Annotated in this window: 16 protein-coding genes and 4 riboswitches; of the genes, 8 read left to right on the forward strand and 8 right to left on the reverse strand. The window is 41.0% G+C overall.

Translation table 11 applies throughout. The features are described 5' to 3' along the window. Positions 1 to 89: 89 nt before the first annotated feature. Positions 90 to 1,412 (forward strand): tRNA (N6-isopentenyl adenosine(37)-C2)-methylthiotransferase MiaB, encoded by a 1,323-nt coding sequence (miaB, locus tag KCX82_RS13340; RefSeq protein WP_465250657.1) that lies wholly within the window; start codon positions 90 to 92, stop codon positions 1,410 to 1,412. Between the two features lie 80 nt (positions 1,413 to 1,492). Here miaB and KCX82_RS13345 read toward each other — a convergent pair whose 3' ends face one another. The 7 genes from KCX82_RS13345 to KCX82_RS13375 are packed head-to-tail and all read right to left on the reverse strand — an operon-like array spanning position 1,493 to position 5,986. Further along, complete coding sequence (locus KCX82_RS13345) at positions 1,493 to 2,569, reverse strand: type IV pilus twitching motility protein PilT (protein WP_227018983.1); 1,077 nt, start codon at positions 2,567 to 2,569, stop codon at positions 1,493 to 1,495. Positions 2,570 to 2,584: 15 nt separating this feature from the next. Further along, on the reverse strand, positions 2,585 to 2,986 hold the full coding sequence (locus KCX82_RS13350) for a hypothetical protein (RefSeq protein ID WP_227018984.1): 402 nt from the start codon (positions 2,984 to 2,986) through the stop codon (positions 2,585 to 2,587). After that, the gene (locus tag KCX82_RS13355; RefSeq protein ID WP_227018985.1) at positions 2,979 to 3,440 is read right to left on the reverse strand and encodes a hypothetical protein; all 462 of its coding nucleotides are present in this window, start codon (positions 3,438 to 3,440) and stop codon (positions 2,979 to 2,981) included. Before KCX82_RS13355 ends, KCX82_RS13350 begins: the two co-directional genes overlap by 8 nt. Next, positions 3,437 to 3,943, reverse strand: coding sequence for a DUF4860 domain-containing protein (locus KCX82_RS13360; RefSeq protein WP_227018986.1), 507 nt, complete (start codon positions 3,941 to 3,943; stop codon positions 3,437 to 3,439). The genes KCX82_RS13355 and KCX82_RS13360 overlap by 4 nt, the downstream gene beginning before the upstream one ends. Positions 3,944 to 3,952: 9 nt before the next feature. Beyond that, positions 3,953 to 4,285, reverse strand: a complete 333-nt coding sequence (locus KCX82_RS13365) for a hypothetical protein (RefSeq protein ID WP_227018987.1) — start codon at positions 4,283 to 4,285, stop codon at positions 3,953 to 3,955. 10 nt (positions 4,286 to 4,295) lie between these two features. Then, the gene (locus tag KCX82_RS13370; RefSeq protein ID WP_227018988.1) at positions 4,296 to 5,321 is read right to left on the reverse strand and encodes a type II secretion system F family protein; all 1,026 of its coding nucleotides are present in this window, start codon (positions 5,319 to 5,321) and stop codon (positions 4,296 to 4,298) included. Positions 5,322 to 5,353: 32 nt separating this feature from the next. Further along, a complete protein-coding gene (locus KCX82_RS13375) occupies positions 5,354 to 5,986 on the reverse strand; it encodes a class D sortase (RefSeq protein ID WP_227018989.1) in 633 nt (210 codons plus the stop codon). A 319-nt stretch (positions 5,987 to 6,305) separates the two neighbouring features. On the opposite strand from KCX82_RS13375, the gene KCX82_RS13380 reads away from it, so the two are divergent. The 7 genes from KCX82_RS13380 to KCX82_RS13410 all read left to right on the forward strand — a co-directional run bounded on the left by KCX82_RS13380 (position 6,306) and on the right by KCX82_RS13410 (position 20,164). After that, positions 6,306 to 7,550: an AfsR/SARP family transcriptional regulator gene (locus KCX82_RS13380; protein WP_227018990.1), complete on the forward strand. Its 1,245-nt coding sequence runs from the start codon at positions 6,306 to 6,308 to the stop codon at positions 7,548 to 7,550. Continuing rightward, positions 7,537 to 7,971, forward strand: coding sequence for a hypothetical protein (locus tag KCX82_RS13385; RefSeq protein WP_227018991.1), 435 nt, complete (start codon positions 7,537 to 7,539; stop codon positions 7,969 to 7,971). The genes KCX82_RS13380 and KCX82_RS13385 overlap by 14 nt, the downstream gene beginning before the upstream one ends. 102 nt (positions 7,972 to 8,073) lie before the next feature. After that, a complete protein-coding gene (locus tag KCX82_RS13390) occupies positions 8,074 to 8,286 on the forward strand; it encodes a hypothetical protein (protein WP_227018992.1) in 213 nt (70 codons plus the stop codon). Between the two features lie 25 nt (positions 8,287 to 8,311). Then, complete coding sequence (locus KCX82_RS13395; protein WP_227018993.1) at positions 8,312 to 9,112, forward strand: transglutaminase-like domain-containing protein; 801 nt, start codon at positions 8,312 to 8,314, stop codon at positions 9,110 to 9,112. Between the two features lie 181 nt (positions 9,113 to 9,293). Next, a riboswitch (cyclic di-GMP riboswitch) is annotated at positions 9,294 to 9,390 on the forward strand. A gap of 138 nt (positions 9,391 to 9,528) precedes the next feature. Beyond that, positions 9,529 to 11,946 (forward strand): DUF7507 domain-containing protein, encoded by a 2,418-nt coding sequence (locus KCX82_RS13400; protein WP_227018994.1) that lies wholly within the window; start codon positions 9,529 to 9,531, stop codon positions 11,944 to 11,946. Between the two features lie 267 nt (positions 11,947 to 12,213). Next, a riboswitch (cyclic di-GMP riboswitch) is annotated at positions 12,214 to 12,307 on the forward strand. Between the two features lie 46 nt (positions 12,308 to 12,353). After that, a complete protein-coding gene (locus tag KCX82_RS13405; RefSeq protein WP_227018995.1) occupies positions 12,354 to 14,684 on the forward strand; it encodes a DUF7507 domain-containing protein in 2,331 nt (776 codons plus the stop codon). Between the two features lie 176 nt (positions 14,685 to 14,860). Beyond that, positions 14,861 to 14,950: riboswitch (cyclic di-GMP riboswitch) on the forward strand. Positions 14,951 to 15,094: 144 nt separating this feature from the next. Then, positions 15,095 to 15,188, forward strand: a riboswitch (cyclic di-GMP riboswitch). 47 nt (positions 15,189 to 15,235) lie between these two features. Beyond that, complete coding sequence (locus tag KCX82_RS13410) at positions 15,236 to 20,164, forward strand: VWA domain-containing protein (RefSeq protein WP_227018996.1); 4,929 nt, start codon at positions 15,236 to 15,238, stop codon at positions 20,162 to 20,164. Between the two features lie 103 nt (positions 20,165 to 20,267). On the opposite strand, the gene KCX82_RS13415 is transcribed toward KCX82_RS13410, so the two are convergent. Beyond that, positions 20,268 to 20,723, reverse strand: coding sequence for an AraC family transcriptional regulator (locus KCX82_RS13415; RefSeq protein ID WP_227018997.1), 456 nt, complete (start codon positions 20,721 to 20,723; stop codon positions 20,268 to 20,270). Between the last annotated feature and the right edge of the window lie 228 nt (positions 20,724 to 20,951).

The following is a 20,951-nucleotide window of genomic DNA, read 5'->3' on the forward strand; positions in this document are numbered from 1 at the left end:
GTTCAGACGGCATATTCTTGTGCCATACTATGAAAAATGATAAGATGATAGAGTTGAAAATGTTAATTAGAAATTTGGAGGAAATAAAATTGGCAAATAAGAGCTTTCATATCCAAACCTTCGGTTGTCAGATGAATGAACATGATTCGGAAACGCTGGCAGGAATGCTGGAGGAAATGGGATACGAAGAGAATAACCATAAAAAAGAGGCGGATGTCGCAATCATAAATACCTGCAGCGTCAGAGAAAATGCAGATAAACGTTTTTTTGGAACGCTGGGCCAGCTAAAGAAAGTGAAGGAAGCCAGGCCGGATGTCGTGGTGGCAGTCTGCGGCTGTATGATGCAGCAGCAGCATATTATAGACACGTTAAAATCAAAATATCCCTGGGTGGATTTGGTCTTTGGAACGCACAACCTGCATGAGTTTCCGAAACTTTTGACCAACGTACTGAATGAAAGAAGCAAGGTGGTGGATATTTGGGAAGAGGGCGGAGATATTGTAGAAGGACTTCCTGCCAAACGGATGTATCCCTTTAAGGCCTTTGTCAATATCATGTATGGCTGCAATAACTTCTGCACCTATTGCATTGTTCCTTATACCAGAGGCAGAGAACGAAGCAGGCAGCCTGAAGAAATATTGAGCGAAGTCAGAGAGTTGGTAAAAACCGGCGTTAAAGAAATTACATTACTGGGTCAGAATGTTAATTCATACGGAATCGGTGCGGACTTTTCCATGGACTTTGCTGATCTGATCTATAGGCTCAACGAAATAGAAGGCTTGGAAAGAATCCGGTTTATGACCTCGCATCCTAAGGATTTATCTGATAAGTTAATTCAGGCCTATGGTGACTGCAAGAAACTGTGCAACTACATTCATCTCCCGGTTCAATCCGGCAGCACGCAAATTCTAAACAGGATGAACCGGAAATATACGAAAGAGGATTACTTGAAACTGATCGAAAAGCTGAAGGTAGTCAGTCCTGATATTGCCATTACTACAGATATCATTGTTGGCTTCCCCGGAGAAACCGATGAGGATTTTGAAGAAACCATGGATCTGGTACAGAAGGTGCGCTATGATTCTGCTTTTACCTTCCTGTATTCCATTCGAAAGGGTACTCCTGCGGAAAGCTTCCAGGATCAGGTTCCGGAGGCGGTAAAACATGAAAGATTCAATCGTTTGGTAGACGTTATGAATGAGATTACAGCAGAGAAAAATAAGGCCTATGAGGGAAAAATTGTATCGATCCTGGTGGAAGGCCCCAGCAAAACAGATCCCAAAACCCTGACCGGAAGAACAGAGTCCGGCAAGATCGTAAATTTCAACGGTTCTTTGGAACAGGTAGGAAAGATCATAGAAGTAAGGATTACGGAAGGCAAAACCTTTAGTTTAACAGGGGAGCTTATCTGAATCACGTAACATTTTAAATGCGCCCCAAATGCAAGACTGAAATTACTATTGGCGGCGCATTTTTATCTTGTCTTATTCTTTTACGGAATTACTGGTTCGGATTTCAACCCCAGCTTTTTTTTCATAGCATCCGGATTCATGCTGTGAGCTACAGCATTTTCTGCTGTGATCAGTCCCTCCGAATAGAGATTGTAAATGCTGGAATCCATACTAACCATTCCGGCTTCGGCAGAGGAATAGATGGTGGAATCAATTTGGTGCACCTTTGATTCCCGTATCATATTCCGGATGGCGTTATTACAAAGCATAATCTCGAAAGCGGGTACCAGGGTTCCCTTTGTAGAAGGAATCAGCTGTTGGGAAATCACCGCCTGCAGTACCATAGACAGCTGAATTCTTACCTGACGCTGCTGATTGGCAGGAAAAACATCTACAATACGGTCCACGGTATTGGCGGCCCCCAGGGTATGAAGGGTGGAAAATACCAGTTGACCGGTTTCCGCCGCCGACAGGGCGATGGAAATGGTCTCCAGATCCCGCATTTCTCCCAGCAGGATAACATTGGGCGCCTCACGGAGCGCTGCCCGCAATCCTCTCTCGTAGCTGGGCGTATCCATATAGACTTCACGTTGGCTGACAATGCTTTTATCGTGTTTATGCAGAAATTCCAGAGGATCTTCCAAGGTGATGATATGTGATTCTCTGGTTTTGTTTATTTTATCAATAAGGCAGGCCAGGGTAGTGGATTTTCCGCTGCCGGTAGGACCTGTTACCAAAATAAAACCTTTTGTTTTTTCATAAAGATCAATGACCTGTTTGGGAATTCTTAAAACTGAAGGGTCCGGAAGCTGGAAAAGTACTACTTTCAATACAGCAGCCATGGATCCTCTTTGCATGAAAGTGTTTACCCGGAATCTTCCCATGGAAGCAAGGGAGAAGGAAAAATCGTCATCAAGATTTTTTTCCAAAAGGCATATGTCTCTCGATGCTAAATCATAAATCTGCCGGATAAGACTTTCCGTATCGGGAGGCAAAAGCTTTTCACCCATGGAAACAAGACAGCCATTGGTTTTATAGGATAACGCTTTGCCTGCTATGATAAAAATATCGGAAGCATGATTCTTTACAGCTTCTTCAAGAGTGAGTCTGATATCCATAGGAACACCTTCTTTCTACTTTTCAATTACAAGTGTATCGTTATATTCTGTTTCAAAAGAGTTATAATCCCATTCAGATTTTACAATGAGTTTCTGAGAGAGCACTGCCAGCCTTCCATTTTCCTGTGTAAGAGAGAGGAAAAGATCCTGATTTTCGGATACCGGAATATAAAAGCTATTCGCTTCCAAAGGCTGCCCGGCTTTTAAGGTGGCATCCGCGGAAGCAAGAATTTCTTCCGCCTCGCAATCAGCGTGGTAGTAGGCAGTAACGGCTTCCGCTGCTTTTTGGGTCAGCTTCCAGTCGGCATTTGCTGTTACCAGAGAAAGTGCGCCCAAGGTGGAAAGGCATAGCACAACAAATATCATGATAATGGAAGGGCCTCCAAGACCGACGCCCATCTGGAATTTTTTATTCATCCGTTTCACCTCTTCCCTGGGTTAAGATGCTATAAATTTGATTGGAATAAAACTGATTGGAATAGTATTTTTTCGCTGTAAGTTCGTATATGACCGTTTCCCTGGCAGAAAGAGTATAAGTAAAGATTGCCATGGTACCTGCCCAACGGTTTTCCAGAACCACCTGGGAGGTCAGGGTGTAAACCTTATTGGCTTCGTCTGTTTTCTCCCAGTTTTCGTCGTAATATTCAAACCTGCTCTTTTGATCCAAAGACATTAGATCAGTACTTTTATCTATTTCTGCCGCTGACTGAACTGCCATAATACCCCCATTCAGATCGCTGGTTCTGTCAGCCAGTCCGGAGGCTTTCACAAACAGCTGCAGCGTGATGGTAGAGGCTATGGCAAAAAACAATATGACAATAATCAATTCTGTCAGAAAGAGAGCGGATCGGGAGATTCCTTTTCTGTTCATAGGGAATCACCTCCCTGTTGCGTTCGAAGGGAAATTGTTAAGGATCTGGCCATTCCCTGCTGATCCTTAGCCTGCAGTTTCAGCAGATTGTTTTCCAGAGAGATTTCCAGACCATAACTGGGAATCATGGCAATTCCGTCTGCAAGCTGGAAGGATGTTCCTTTTGTAATATATACTTCACATAGGGATTGGTCATATTCATAAATCCAGGTTTCACAAATCTCACCGCCGTCCGAACGGGACAGCACTAAAGCATCCGTTCCTTCTTTTTCCTCTACTCGGACGGATTGATAATCATCATTTTGACGAACTTTTGTGCTTATGTAAGACAAGGGGGTACGAAATTGGAAATTGGAATCCATGCTGCTTGTGATTTCTTTGTAAATATTCGCTCCCAGGACCACAACTAAAAGAGATCCTATGGCAAAGATACATAGCAATGATAGTATAAAGATAAAATCCAATGGCTTATGATTCAAATTGAACTTGATACTCTGCTTCATAATCTGCTCCTATTTCCCATCCAATAGGATTACCGTGATATCCGGCAGAATGTTGCCGGCAAAAACTTCATAATGAACGATAAAGCTATCATGATCATAGACAATTCCGTAATTATCCTCCAGATATTCGATGCTTGGAGGGTACATACCTTCAATGGCATAGCACTGCACAACAGCTCTTTTTAAAGCGTCCTGCAGAATTGCCTTGTTTTCTTCCTGTGAGGCCAGAGAAACGTTGCCTACACCTGTATAAAGAAATACGGCAAGGCAGATAAATATGGCAATGGGCAGAATCAGCTCATGCCAGATGCGTTCCTTTCTCTTGTAATACCTGTTCAACATAGGGATTCTCCTAACCTATTGAAGATAAGATGCCAAGCAACGGAAACATGACGGAAACCAAAACGGTTCCTATTAAAACAGATAATATCGCTATGGACACCGGTTCGATCAAGGATACTTTCTTGGCGAGTTCCCACTGGTATTCTTCATCATAAATATCTGCCACATATTGCATTGCAGAATCCAGCGAACCCGAATTTTTCCCCATGGATAAAATTCCAATGGTGGCATTGGAAAACAGTCCGGATTGTTCCAATGCTTCGATAAATGAATCATTCTTTTCCAATAACTCATAGGAATGTGCTACTTTTTCCTTGATTGACCGGTTCCCTATAACACCCATAGATAGTTGCATGGAATGCTGAATATCCAGACCGCTGGAAATCATCATAGCCATGGAAGAGGTAAAAGAGGCGATGGAAAAGCCCTGAGAAGCTTTTCTTCCTCCGATGAAGTCTGACAACATAGCTTTGCCTCGTTCTGTCTTTGTCATAAATAAAGCTGTGATAGCAGCAATCAGAAGAAGGAGGATTAATAGAAAGGAATATTGGGAAAGCAATGCTCCCACTTTCATAATGGATTGTGCCCACGGTGACATTTCAGATCCAAGGCTCTGGTAAACACCCTGAAAGACAGGGAGCACCTTTGCCGCTAAAAAAATCAGTACCAGCAGCATCATAACAACCAGTACGGAGGGATAAAGGATGGCACTTTTCAGATTTTCCCTCATGGTATGCTGCTTATTATAGTAGGTTGAAAGTCCGCTCATCACCGTATCCAGTTTCCCGGATTCCGTCCCGATTTGGATCATATGTACCATATATTCCGGAAAAGCTCCGGAGGCTTTCAATGCCTGAGCCAGTGAACCATTATCGGTCAGTGCATCCGATATCTTTTGAAATACGGCTTTCCGGTCCGGATTTGCAGTATCATCAGCAATCATTTGCATTCCGGAGTGTATCATAATGCCAGATTTTAAAACCATTGCAAATTGTTCACAAAAGCCTGCGAGTTCTCGATCTGTGAGTTGTTTCATAGCATAATCTCCTCTCGTGAATGAAAAGCCTCTTAAGAGACCAGTTCCGCATGTATAATCAGCCTGTGTGTATTTGTGCCCTTTGGGGTACAAGTAATGAGCGTCAGGATGGAATGGTCTTTGGTCTGACCCAGTACGGAAGTGTCATCCGGCAGCACAGTTAAAATTTCGTAGGCTTTATAGGTATAAGTGCCTCCGTTATATTCTACGGTAATGGAATCTCCGATTTGCACTTCTCCCAGTCTGCTGAAATAGGAACCAAAGGTGTAATTTCTATGCCCGGCGATGGCACAATTCCCCGTTTGGCCCGGCATGGGGGTTGCCGTCATATGTCCTGCGCCCCAATTCAGATCCTTGGATGAGGAGCCCTCCACCAGAAGCAAATTGATGGAAGCACTATCAATTTTAATACGCCCCAGCACCTTCGGTTTATACGCCGCCACAGCCGGGGCTGTAGAGGTAATGGCATCTGAGGTAACAGCGGCCGAGGAAGTACTTTCCGTAAAGGCCTCGTCTAATTCTGCGATGGACTCGGTCATTTCCTGACTATTTAAATATTCTTCATATAATTTATCCTGTTGATAGTTTGTGTAGATGGCCCCCACAATGGGTATCAGAAAAATAACAACCCCTGCGATAATAAGCCAAGTAGATATTTTTTTCATATCACACCACTCCTACTGTTCTTCGCTGGCCCGGTTTGCAGGCAAATTGGCAGCGAACTTATGAAAGAAATCTTTGATTTGCAGATTTCTACTTAGCATTATAAGGAAAAAGAGGAAAAGAAACAAGAATATAATTCATATTGACTGATGTTTCAACAAAAAAATAAAAATATTGATTTTTTTTAAAAAATGTTAGATAATGTTAATACCTATAAATAGTCAATTGGATTATAACGAAATTCATCCATCTAGATTGCTGTTACTTCTTATTTCTTTGTTTCTAGATTTTATTATAAATATAAATATGAGAGGCAGACTTATGTCTAATGGAAAAATATTACAAATAAATAATGACTTCCTGGAAATTCAAATGTTAGGAGACTTCTCCCTTCAATATGGGGATAAAGTGCTATCCGGTGATAAAGTAAGAGGAAAGCAAGTCTGGAATCTTTTAGAGTACATATTAGTGAACCGCCATAAGGAAGTATCTATGGACAGACTCATTCAAACCCTTTGGCGGGATGATGAAATAGAAGATCCGGGAAATGCACTGAAAAATCTGGCCTATCGTTTACGGGGCGCATTGAAGAAATCACTGGATATCAAAGAAGGAGAGCTTATCGTATATAAGCATGGCGCCTATGCGTGGAATCAGGAACTGACCTGCAGGGTAGATGTCGATATTCTGGAAGATGCCTACAAAGCAACTTTACAGGAATCCTGTGATTCGGAAACATTATTGGCCAATTATGCCAGGATCGTTGAGATTTACAAAGGTAATTTTCTGCCTCAATCTTCCTATAAGGATTGGGTAGTTCCGCTTACAGTCTATTACCAACGCATTTATATGGAATCTGTCGAACGGTTCAGCAATCTTTTTCTGGACAGAAAGGATTACAAGACGGCGGAAGAGGTCTGCAGAAAGGCCATTGCCGTAGATCCCTTTGTGGAAATCAACCACGCCAATCTGATCCAGGCTCTGTTGGGTTCCAATAGTCATGGAAAAGCGCTGGAGCACTACAATTCGGTCTGCAAGCTGTTTTATGATGAATTGGGTGTCAAGCCTTCTGACATCATAACCAAGCTTTATCAGGAAATTGCTGATCATAATACGGCTACGGAAAAGGACATCTCTTTGATTAAGAATGACCTGAAAGAAATCGCCGATATTACCGGCGCGATGTATTGTAACTATGAAATGTTCAAAACCATTTATCAAATGGAGGCAAGAGCGGCTCTGAGATCCGGTAAATCAATCTTTATTGCTTTGCTTAGCGTAACGGGAAAAGGAAGAAAAGAGCTTTCTACAAAAAATATTGATGAAATCTTTGAAAAAATAAAAAACGCAGTCATATTGTCGCTGAGAAAAGACGATGTCGTAACACGATACGGCAGAACGCAGTTTTTGCTGATGTTATCCAATTTGACATACGAGAACAGTAACATGGTACTGAGCAGATTAGTCAAAAAAATAAACGACAGTATCAGTGATCAAATAGAAGTCTATGGGCAAATGCAGACCTTAGATCCTATAGAACTGGAGGGTATTCATGCTGGAGCTTAATGACAAAGTAGTCTCTAGTAACATCTCGAGATTTCAAATTTTTATAAAAGATACTGATAACTTTGATATCGAAGGAATTTTATATAACGACACTTATGATATTATTTTAGATTTTAATGGTATTAAAGATTTTCTAGGTGTCTTGGATGATTTTTTTGATTACGTAAATTTTCCTCAGGCAAGTCATGAAAAAAGAAGCTTTGATGAAAGAAAAAAGAAAGGGGAAGATAAGCCGCCCCTTACTATGAGAAAACCGGTTTCCGGAGAATTAAGCGGAAAGAAACCTGTTTTTATCCTCCATGTACAATTTCGGCAGCATTCCACCTGGCAGGGAACCTTACACTGGATTGCAGAGAATAAGACAAAGAGGTTCCGCAGCGAACTTGAAATGATTCGGTTGTTGGCTGAAGCTTTATCTTGAATCTATTTATGACTGATTTGTGACCGCAAGCGTGTATAATTGGTGTATATGCTTGTTATAGTTGCAAACTGATTGTAGATTGATTCTAAAGGAGGACTTACCATGACCGAGTGCACCCGAAAAGACGGCAAGGCAACGTTTACCATACAAATTCAATTTCAGCAACATGCTACCTGGCAAGGCACCATTGCCTGGGCAGAAGGCGGCAAGATCCAGAAATTCAGAAGTGAACTGGAAATGATTAAGCTCATGATGGAGGCAATTCCTCGTGATGATGAAGATAAGGAACCGGGGATGAGCAGCTCCTGGGGATAAAGGTGAAGATAGGAGATGTGATACTATGAAGCAAAGAATCTTGTTTGTATTTACAATAGCTGTTTTCTTATTTCTGACTACTGCTGTTTCCGCTATGGCCGAAGAATATTTTGATACCAAGGATATAGACAAAGGCTTGATTCATGTTACTTGCGATGACGGCGGAAAATTAAAAGTAATGATTCAAAAAGGAGATAAAAAATATACATATGACCTCAACAGTGCCGGTGAAACGGAGACCTTCCCCCTGCAGCTTGGAAACGGATCCTATAAAGTCAGTCTGCTGAAGAATACCTCCGGAAGTGCATACAAACTGGTGGCGTCCAAAACCATAGATCTGAAACTGACCAAGCAGAATGCTGTTTACCTCACATCCATACAGAATATTAATTGGAAAGTAGATTCCAAGGCTGTAAAAAAAGCGGCGGAATTGACGAAAGATGAAAAAAACTTAGAGAAGAAGGCCAGTATTTTATGGAATTACATGGTGAAAAATAATTCCTACGATTATAATAAACTAGCGACTCTTTCCCCAGGTTATATTCCCGTTGTCGATAAAACCTATACGGATAAAACCGGCATTTGTTATGATTTCGCTTCCTTGTATGCCGCCATGCTCAGAAGTCAAGGCACACCTGCAAAACTGGTGAAGGGTTATGCTCCAAAGAATGCAGCCGGCTATCATGCCTGGAATGAAGTCTACGATGAAGGTCAGGGGAAATGGGTAGTGATCGATACCACTTATGACCTGCAGATACTCCCCAAAAACCCGAAAGTTTCCATGATAAAAAACAGCGCAGATTTTAACAAGGTATACGAATACTGATCAAGAATTAATAGAATACAATTTAAAAAATTTATATAACTAAAAAACAATTTCATAAAGACGCCCAAACAAATTTCTTGACCTAATTTCAGTAATATACATATTTTTTAAAACATATTTTATTGAGACCAAATAGCTCACAGCAGAGAAGGTATCACATAAGGTTTAAAAAATAGCGATAATATTGAAAGGGCAAACCTGCTGAAAAGCAGGGACGCAAAGTCAGGAGTCTAAAACAGTAAAACATGATTTGCTGTCAGGGCGGTCCGACTGCCACATATTTCATCCCTTGCATCTTTAAAAAGGAAAGGAGAAATGAAACATGATGGCTTTTTTTATTGGTACGGTTCCATTTGACGGGTAGGCACCCGGTCCGGGAAAGAATACAAAAAGAAAAGTAAAGTGTGTATGAAATTATGAAAGGAGAAATGGAAAACGTGATGACATTTTTCAAGAGCAGTAAAAGATCCAAAATACTGATGGTAACGATCCTTGTGCTCACACTGGTAGTCGCTTATGCGGTGCCGATGTCTGTTTTTGCCACAGACGGAGAATTGAATCCACCTCAGTCCGAAGAACAAACAGTTCCTGGTAATGAGCAAGGAGAACAGGATCCGGAAGGAAACCCAGATCCGGATTTTCCGACAGACAGTAAAACGCCAACTCCAGGAGGGGTGGATGTGATTGATGACCAAGAGGATTCCGGTGAAGGTGAACAGGGAATGATGTTCACTCTGGCGGCGCCGGCGGCCGGAGGAATCGATTTAGTCAAAACAGTATCTCAAAAGAGTGCGTCACCAGGGGAAACGGTTACGTATACTTTTAAAATTATTAATAAATCAAATCGTGCACCATTAAAAGATATTAAATTAACAGACCCGTTACTGGGAAATGATTGGTGTACAACGTTTGGAGCCATTGGAGCCAATAGTAATAAATCAATTAAAGTAGATTATTTAATCCCGGAGAACTTTGATGCCGCCGAATTAGTCAATACTGCTAGTGTCGTTGGATACTATGAAAGCGGGGAAAGTAAACTTGAAGTTACCGATAGTGATTCAGTCAAAGTTACAATGATACCCAAATATGCGATATCGTTGCAAAAGACCGTATGGCCTTTGACTGCCGCACCGGGAGATACGGTTACCTATACTTTTAAAATAAAGAACATTGGGAAAAACCAATTAGAAGATATTCAATTAAAAGATAAACTCTTCGGGGAAAATTGGGAAAAAACCATTCGTAATCTAGGCAGGAATAAAGTAGAGACATTCACAGAGAAATATGTAATTCCTGATCCCTATTCGGATTCTGTTTTAACAAATACAGCAATCGTGACAGGAAAATATGATGCCGTCATTCCTCAGTTGGTTCAGGAAGAGACAGAATCCAGTAGAATGCCAAAACCTGATCCGAAGCCCGATTCTGTTCGGCTGGAAGTTTCAGCAACAGCATCGGCAGAAGTAAAAATAATACCGAAATATGGGCTTCTGCTGGAGAAAACCGTTGATAAAGAATTTGCGACAGCAGGAGAAGAGGTAATTTACACTTTTAAGGTTACAAATATTGGTAAATATAAGCTGGACAATGTAGAACTCAGGGATAAACTTTTCAATAAATATGATAAAAATGGAACATTGAAATATGAATGGGTACAGAATGTTAATTTTAAATACAGTGATGTAAAAACCTTTACACAAAAGTATAAGATACCTGATCATTATTCCGAATCCATCTTAACGAACACTGCAATCGTTTCCGGGGACTATTATGTTCAAAACGATCAATCTCGCTGCATCCCCCAAAAGCAAACCTTAACAGTCACTGATTCAGCCCTCGTAACAATCATACCAAAGTATGGAATCTCTCTTGAAAAAACCGTATCTCCGGAATATGCTTCGCCTGGAGACTCCGTCACGTATACCTTTACCGTTAAGAATATTGGAAAGTATGACTTGAAAAATGTAACAGTTACAGATCCTAAGCTGACGGCAGAGCCCGGTACAGTGTGGAAGGAGTCCTTTGGCAGGCTAAAGAGCGGTGATGTTGTCAGCTGCAGCGCGGTCCATGTATTGCCTGATGATGCCGTATTCCCATATGTAAACGAAGCAACGGCAACCGGTGAAAAGTGCTATTCATCTGGCCCTGAGCCCAGATGTGTTGAGAAAGTGAGCGCCACTGCTTCCGCTATTGTGAGAGCAAAGAGTGACGAACCGGATCCGAACTATGGTATTTCATTGGATAAATCGGTAAATCCCGATAAAGCAAGTCCGGGGGATAAAGTAACTTATACATTCTTCATAAAAAATACCGGTACAACAACGCTCTCGGGAGTCACCTTAATTGATCCGCTCTTCGAAGATGAAGAGGTGATGATTCCAACCTTTACTTTGCTTGCAGCTCAGACAACGATCTTTGACCGATATGGAAGATATGAAATTGGTGAAATGGGACCGGGCGAAGAAAAAACGGTAACCCAGGAATTTACGCTTCCCAATGATGTTGTCTTCCCCTTTAAAAATACGGCTAGGGTTGTGACAAACCAGGAAGTTTCTGATGAAGACGATGCAACAATTGAAAAATATGTTCCCGGCAGCACGGACACCGGCAGTGGGAGCTCATCCCGAAACAGAACCGGCAGCACAGTTCTGATAGCGGAGGAAGAGATTCCGGCTGCTCCCATTGCCACAGAGGAAGCTGTCGTTTTAAATGATGTAATCCCTGCAGGACAACTGCCTAAGACTGGCGGTATCGATTCACTTCTTCTATATGGGTTGGGTGCGTTGCTGGCTGGCGGCGGTTTTGCGATGAAGAGAAGAGATAAAATCAAATAAATTTTTCCGAATCCTGACAATGAAAACGATGACGAGGAAAAGAATCGAATAAGGGCTTAGGCGATGGCTTAAGCCCTTTCTGCGTTTCTGAGACCGTGTAGAGCCGGACAGATTAGGCTTTTCTTAGTCATCTGTTTAGATAGAATAGAACGGTCACAGATTTATTTGAAATATTTTAAAATATGATCAACTTGTGACCGCCTTGTGACTAAGCTGTGTGATAATAAGCTATAATTTACAGGTGAGTAATATTAAAAGATAGTGAAACGATTGAAAAGGCAAACCTGCCGAAAGACAGGGACGCAAAGCCAGGAGCCTAAAGCAGCATCCAATTCACTGCCATGGCCGTTCGGTTGCCACATATTTCATTCCAAACTTTTAAGAAGAAAAGAAAGGAGAAATGAAACATGATGGCTTTTTTTAATGGAAGAAAAAAATCCAAAATTGCACTCGCAGTAATTCTTATTTTTACATTGATCGCAGTTTATACTGCCCCTGTTTCGGTATTCGCGGAGGATCTGGACGGAACGGGTGAGCAGCAAGTGGTTGAGCAAACGCAATCTGATTTACTGGACGATCCTTCCGGAGATGGAGGAGATGGTGAAGAGGTAGTTTTAGAAGATTCTGATGATGCCATTATAGAGGACGGTTCGGATGATGGCGAAGAGGGAACCACACCAGAGGCAATCTTGGATGATGAAACCTCCGGTCCGGCTATAACTGATGAAGATAAGGAATTAGATGACGAAGAAGAAAATAGCCTTATCCCGGGGGAAATGATGTTGACTATGGCGGCTCCTATGCTAATCGAGTCTGCAAAGGTGACTCCTTCAGGATTGGGGATTAGTCCTAAAGGTTATGAACAGGATAAATTGAAAGATTTAAGTTTAGATGATTATTTAGAATATAAGATCGGGCCGAAGAACGATGGCGTATATGAGGATAACGCTAAAAACTCAGAATTTAAAGTCAGGTTAACATTCAATGCGGATAAAACAATGGTTAACTGGTCTTTAGTTGACTCTCCTTCAAAAGCATATCAAGTAAAGTATGTTATAGTAAAGGGCCAGGGGACTGAGCATAACAACGTATACTCCTACCTTGATGTCAATGCATCAGGTGATCGTAAATTAATGGCAGCCCTTGATAATCAAGATAGAGTGTCATTAATCAACCATATCACTTTTTATTTTGAAGAAGTTGAAGCATATAATATTTCTTTAGAGAAGTCTGTGAAAGAAACAGCATCACCTGGTGAGACTGTAGAATATACCTTTGTTATTACAAATACAGGAGCTAAAGAGTTAAAGAATATTAAGCTGAAGGATCCTCTACTTGGATCCAGTGGATCGGATATCATTAAAACTTATGATAAGCTTGGTGCTGGAAAAAGTAAAACTTTTACTAAAAACTATAGAATCCCTAAAAGTTATAGTGAAACAACCTTAAACAATACTGCTGAAGTTGCCGGCCAATATGGTGAGGACGGCGTAGTGTCAGCTACGGACTCAGCAGTTATTACGATTATGCCCGAATATGCAATATCCTTAGAAAAAACTGCTTCCGTAACAGAAGCCTCTCCTGGAGATGAGGTGACTTACACACTTACGGTAACAAATACTGGTCAGAAAAACCTGGGATATATCATATTATCGGATCCTAAATTAGGTAAAGAATGGAAAAAGGTTATCATCACAGATTTAGGCAAGGGAGAGACTGCTTCTTTCTCTGCAATAACGCACAAAATACCAGATAATGCTGTCTTTCCATATGTAAATACTGCAAAATTAATTGGCTTTGCAGAAAAACCTTCTGATAATGTCCTTGGAAGCATCTTGACATTGATTGATAACAACGTGTTTGAATTGCCTCCGTGGTTGCTTAATCTACTGAAATTGATTGGGATTGATCTGAACGAAATTGTTAAGGCTACCGCTACCGTAACGATCACGCAGTCGAATGGTAACGAAGAACCGCCGCAGCCTACTGTTAAAAATTATACAGTAAATTATATGGTAACGGGAAGCAGCATCACTGTGGCGGCTATCCAATCAGGTTCAACAACAGGTTCTTCCTTTGTAGTCAGCCCACCGGCTATCCAACCAGAATATGTGACCTATGTGCCAGTAGGCAAAACCGGCCCTGGTGTATTAAATGATGATGGCTCAGTAACATTTAATTTTGATGCTGGAGAGACCAATTATAATACAACTGTATGGTATGAGGAAGAATCGAACGTAGAATATCCAACCTTCCATTATAGTGTTTATTATATGGCAAGGAATGAACAATATGTAGCGGATCCAATCCCTAATACTACAACAACAGGCAGTTCTGTAATTCTTACGCCTACTCTTTATGGGGCTTATAGCAATTATGAACCAAAAGAGATTGAAGGTGCAGAAGGGACAATTGCAACAAATGGTTCTATCACAGTGTCTTTCAGTGTAGAAGATGATATGGAGGGATACATTATAACCGTCTGGTATGAAAAAAAGACCGTTACATCTGAAACAAACCCGCCTTTAAGAGGGAGTGTAACCTTACGGGATGAAGAAATTCCTGCCGCCCCAATTCCGACTGAAGAGTTAGCCCTTGATGATCAATTGATCTTGGATGACGCGATCCCAGCTGGCGCTCTTCCGAAAACCGGAGGTATTCCGGGATTACTGCTCTACGGCATTGGTGCTTTGCTTGCTGGCAGCGGATTCGCAATAAAAAGAAAAAGTCAAAAATAAATAACTAAAAAATAAATAACTAAAAATTATTTCTTGTACAATAGGGGACTTAGGCATAGGGTTTAAGTCCTCTTTCTTTTGGCAAGAATTAAGAAAATATTGTTTTATATTTCAAACATTATGTGACTAAAATGTGACCCGTAAATGTGATAATAATCTAAATAATCGTATTAGAAGAAATGAAAGGGCAAACCTGCTGAAAGGCAGGGACGCAAAGCCTGGAACCTAAATCAGTTCTAAACTGATATGGTCGTCCGACTGCCATAGAATTCATTCCAAGCTTTTAAAGGAAACAATGAAAGGAGAAATGAAAACATGGCTTTTTTTAATGGAATAAGATTTACAAAACCCTGAGCTGTATAATATCTAATTAATTGTGTGTGTGAAAGTGTAAAATTTTCGAAGTGAAATTGTTGAAACGGCAAACCTATCGAAAGGTAGGGACGCAAAGTCAGGAGTCTAAAACAGCCTGTCAAAGGTTGTCAGGATAGTCCGTCTGCCACATATTTCATTCAGACTTTTAAAGGAAACAATGAAAGGAGAAATGAAAAATGGTGGCTTTTTTTAATGGGAAAAAGAGATCAAGAATTCTACTGGTAAGTATATTGATTTTAACCTTGATAGCTACGTACTCAGTACCGATGTCAGTATTTGCTGCAGCACCTGCCACAGGAAGTGCAAGTCAAATCGTCAGCAACGGAAGCTCCCAATCTTTTGATAGTGGAGCAGTTACAATCAGCAAAACGATTACAGGTACTGCAATTGAAAATGAATTCGATATTACTTTGAAAGTAGTCACAAAAAGTAAAATCGAAACCCAGACAACTTCCAAAGTAAATGTTGCTATCGTTATGGATGTTTCGGGAAGCATGAGTGGAGAGCGTTTAAATAATGCAAAGAAAGCAGCAAAAGCTCTTGTTGCAGAAATCTTAAGAGATTCGGAGAATAAAGTAGGACTTGTATCATTTCAACAAACAGCAACAAGAGTGCAAGAATTAACAAACGAAAAGTCTCAGCTTAATGGAAGCAATGACACTGGCGCTGGCGGCGGTAAGATAGGAAATTTAAGTGCAGGCGGCGGAACCAACATTCAGGATGGAATCCGCAAAGCACAAGATATGCTTAGCGGAGCATCCGGGAAGAAATATATCGTTCTTCTTAGTGACGGAGAACCCACCTATAGTTATAAAGGAACTGCTACCGCAAGCAATAACGGAGAGATCATAAATTATAGCGGTGTTACTGCACCGAATTTTAAAATAACAGATTTTAATTATACTAGTAGTTTAAGAGGAAGCGGGGGTGATTATAGTCTATACTATTATATACCTCTTTGGGGTTGGGAAGATGAACGTTATTCTATAGGCAGTAAAACTGTAAGTGATAATGGTGTTCCAACAATCTCCCAAGCATTGATGGCGAAAGGCTCGGGCATAGAGGTTTATTCTATCGGATGTGATGTGGGCAGCAATGCAAGCGCTCAATTTACACTTCGAAATGTTGCGTCAGATGCAAATCATTATCAATCAGTTAGCAATAATAATTTGACTACCGTGTTCCAGAGAATCAGTCAAAATATCCTGATTAAAACACAAGCATGGTATGTATCTGATCCAATGGGCTCATTTATCCAGCTAAAAGATTTCGTACCCTCAAATGGTGCAGTGACAAGCGGCGGAGGGATCTACTGGGATTTAAAATCGAATGCCGTAACTCCGGTAGAAAGTGATATCGTAAATGGTGTACCGACAAAGTATACCTATACGCTGAATTATAAAGTGAAATTGAATACTGATGCCGATGGCTTTGTACCTGAAACACCGTATGAAACAAACGGAACAACGACTTTGGCCTATACAATCGGCAATGAAGCAACGGAACTTTTACAATTAAGAAGTGCCAATTTCGTTGTACCTAAAGTAAAAGGTCAGCTGCCAAGCTTTAATGTTACAGTAAAATATTACACGGTTGATAACAATAACGTAAGGACCTACCTCAATGATAAAGATTACTCCTTGGGACTCATACAAAAGGGTACCACGTTTGTATCAGCAGCCGATTCTGAAAGAAATAGATACTACAATACTGGCGCTATTCTAGCTGAAAATTATTATGAAGGCGTAATCGTTAATCCGACAAATACGGTATCCAGTACAAATAATGTAATTGAAGTTAATTATCAGGCAAAGTTAAAAATGCCTTATCAAGTAAACTACTACAATAATTCAGTGAGTGGTACACCGATAGGCACAACTACCAGTGCAATGAATTATGTTACAGGTACCAGTATCACCACAATTGGGGAGTTGGAAACACTTTATATGCAGAACGGTTACCGGGTTAAGAGCGTGAGTCTTCCGTTAATCATCAGCGAAACAGCTTCAAACAATATCATAAATGTTGTATACGAACCTATTCCGAAATATGAATACCGGATTGAGTATTACCTTGGAGAAACCCGTCAGGATAACGAAACTGTTACAGGCTCGGCCATAGCTGGCACCTCTATTAGTAATGTTACCATAAAGACTTTCTCTCATTGGAATCATAGCGGTACGGATTATGGCAGCCCAGGGGCAACCTCATTAGTGGTTACCTCAAATCCTGCACAAAATGTCATTAAAGTATACTATACCGCTGAAAACAAATATCTGTATACTATTGAACACATTGCAGTCGATAGACAGGGCAATGAAACTCTTTTATCAGCAGAAAACGGAACTTCTGAGTATGCAGGAACCATGATTGGCAAAAGCACTATAGAGAATAAGGTTTTATCAGATGCTACGATCAAAACCCTTGGTGGATATGAAAATAAAAGATTTTCACACAACGGTTCTATCGAGTTTAATGATACTGCTTTAGGAGAAAGCTTTACGATCACATCCCAACAAAATGTAGTGAAAATTTACTATCAGGATGCTCCGATTTATGGATATACCGTTAATTACTTTGATGATGGCGTACAGGTAGCTACCGTTCCTGCCGTTGCCGCAGAAGGGTATTATGACGGAGCAGAATTAGGGGTAGATATCATTGATGTAGAGCAAAATAAGCCTGCACATCACCATGTAAATGCCATAATGGTGGGAGACACAGCAGCCGGCAGTGCTTTTGCCGTTACCAAAGAAGGTACAGTAATCAACGTATATTATGTTGAGGATCAAAAATTTGGATATACGGTTGAGTACTATATTGGTGGGAATATACAGGCTGGTCTGACTTATTCTTCAGGGACGGTCTATTATGAAGGAGATGAAATTACTTCGGTAGATCAAGGCAATGGCAAACCTTCTGGGTATCTCGTTGACAGAGTTAACTGGAACGGAGAAGACGGCCAAGGTCCATTGATTATTTCAAGTAATTCAGATAACGTCATTAGGGTATATTATGAGCCGGCCACTGGCATCTATTATCGCGTTGAGCATTATTTCCAAAATGATGATGATTCTTATCCGGCTGCAGCATCAGAAGTGAAAGGTGAAGCGGGTACTACAGGCGCTATCGTATTGGCAGATGATTTTATTCTGGATACGTCCGCTGAATCTGAGTACTATGGTTATCGCTATGTTGTAACGGAAGATTCTGTGACAAGTGCGGCAATAGATGGCAATGGAATTACAAAATTAAAGCTTTATTACGAACAGATAAAAGCACCATTAACTATTAAGCATATTTATGACGGAACTGAGGATGAAACCAAGAGAGTAGAGCAGCAGGTCAGAATCGGAAAAGCCGTATATGCCGGTCAATCTAGATCATATGGATACATTCTCGATGAAATCAGGGAAAATGGAAGTCATTGGGGAGGCGATTCTACACCGACTAGCTATGAAGGTTCAATGTCTGATGACTTAGAAACAGGCTTAGTAGTAGAATTTATTTATAAAAAGGTTGATTCTGCTATCGTGATTACCAGACACTATGAGAACAAAACAACCGGGACAACAGGTCAGGCAATTGAAGATATGGAAACAACCACGGCAGCAATCAATCTTATTGAAGAATCCAAGAGAGTATTTGGAGGCTTGACTTACAAGTTAGTAAGAGCGACAATAGAATCTACCTTTATCGAGAACATCAGAGTGGAGTTGGGAGATGCTATTGAAGAGTTTACCGCAAATCTAGAAAACGTAAGAGCTCTTTATAATGCAATGGTAGATACTTTAACTGATGAGGAAAAGGCAGATGCCAAGCAGACTTATGATGAAGCGATCTCACCTACTGCAATACGCTTAGCTGATGCAGAAACTGCTTTCCAGGCTAAAGATGCCGAATTGATTCAAATCAGGGATAACAGCGTTTCTTCTGAAAAGGCAGCTTTTGAAGCGGCGCAAGCAGCATATAACAATGCTGTCAGAACGCTGACACCGGAAGGAATTACAATCACTGCAGAAGAAGCATTGACAATCACCTATGGAGGCATTCTCGAAAAATATGATGACGCTATAAAGGCAGCCCTTGATTCAATTGATTCTGCAAAGTCCTCTTCGGAATATGCTGCGGCAGTTGAAGCAATTATTAATTCTGATTTAGCAGTAATAGCTGCTCAAGCAGAATTTGATAGTGCGGAAGCAGCACTTGATTTAGCCGTTGCACCCGGACCGGATGCAACTCCTGAGGAACAAGCGGCATATGATGCTTTGGTATCTGCTGTAGATGATGCAAGAGAACAGTTAGAAGCAGCAAAAGATGCAGTAGATACTTCGGAAGCGACTACCACGGATTTAGAGAATGCGAAAGCTGAACTTGAGTCAATAGAAGAATATAAAACTGACTTTATTGATGCAGAAGATTCTCTGGCAGAAAAAGGATCACTTGCATCTGCGGAATCCAGCTACGAGAATGCAAAATCAGCTGCTTGGGATGTCTACGAAGAGTCCCTTAAAGATACTGATGAATATAAAGAAAAAACAGAAGCTCAAGAGGCTCATAACCAAGCATTAAAGAATGCGCAGGATGCTTATGATGCTGCAATTCGTGAACTTGTAAAAGAAAAAGATGGCGGAGCTCAGATGGTAGCCGATCTTGAGGCGGCAGAAGCGGCTCTAAGGGACGCACAGGAAGATCTTCAGGATGCCATTGAAAGGTCACAAGTCAAGAACTTTGATCCATCCAAGTTAGATGATATTGCCTTGCTTAGTGCTTATCTCTTTGATGAAGACATGGATTATGTAGTTGATATTTATTATGAGTATGAAGAAACGAACAATGGCGGCACCGACGATGGCGGCGGCAAAGGCGGCGGCGGAGGTGGCGGGACACCGATCATCAAAGATGATGAAATCCCGGCAGGTCCAATAGAAATTTTAGATGATGAAACTCCGGCGGCCCCATTGGAAGCTTTGGACACTGAAGTTCCTGCAGGTCCGCTTCCTAAAACAGGTGGATTGTCATCGATTCTTCTCTATGGTATCGGTACAATGTTAGCCGGCGGAGGAATTGCTCTTCGCAGAAAAGAGAAGAAAAGCGAAAAATAAAATAGCAGAGAATCCTATATCATGCAGTGTTTTTCTGGCAGATAAGTTCACTTATCTGCCAGTTTTTTGTGGTTTGCACGGCTGGGCGCTGGGCGCAGCCAAATCAATAAACCGGTACACAAATTTCGCACAGATGTTTTTTGACCATGCTGGGAATATAACGTTCCAGTATCGGCCTTGCGGTATCCATTTGATATCCCTGGTCTGCTAACTCCGGAAAAATTTCGTTCCAGGCTTTCTGGATCTCTTGTGCCGTATGAGCAAGCGTAAAAACAGCATATCTGCCGCCGGGAAATTCATTTACGCTTGTATCTTCGTCTTTCGTGACAAACTCCCTTGGAATAACGATGCAGGCATCATAACGGCAATTTTCGGGCAAGGTTGCTGCAGGATCATCCTGGGCAATGCCCAGAATGATTGCGGAATCATGAAGCAGATTCTCTGACATTGCCCAACTCTTTAATCGTTCCATCAGATCTTTATTATCCGCACCATAAGGGCCAACCTTTCTCATATAGGCGATTCGGTATCCGGGTATCTCTTCAATCTTAAATATCATTGCAATTACTCCTTTATCTGTTTGATACTGCCTGATTATGTTTCATATGCTTGAGGCTAACATGTTATAAAATCAAATTCAATAAAACTTTTAAAAATTAACATGAATGTGCAAATCTTCGCATTTATTCTAACAATCGAAAAATAATGGAAAATCTTAGATAAAATTATTGAAATGACATGAAAAATCTGTTATCATGTATACACAAAAACGCTATTTTGGAGAACT

Source organism: Sinanaerobacter chloroacetimidivorans (assembly GCF_018128545.1).
Classification (GTDB): Bacteria; Bacillota; Clostridia; order Peptostreptococcales; family Anaerovoracaceae; genus Sinanaerobacter; species Sinanaerobacter chloroacetimidivorans.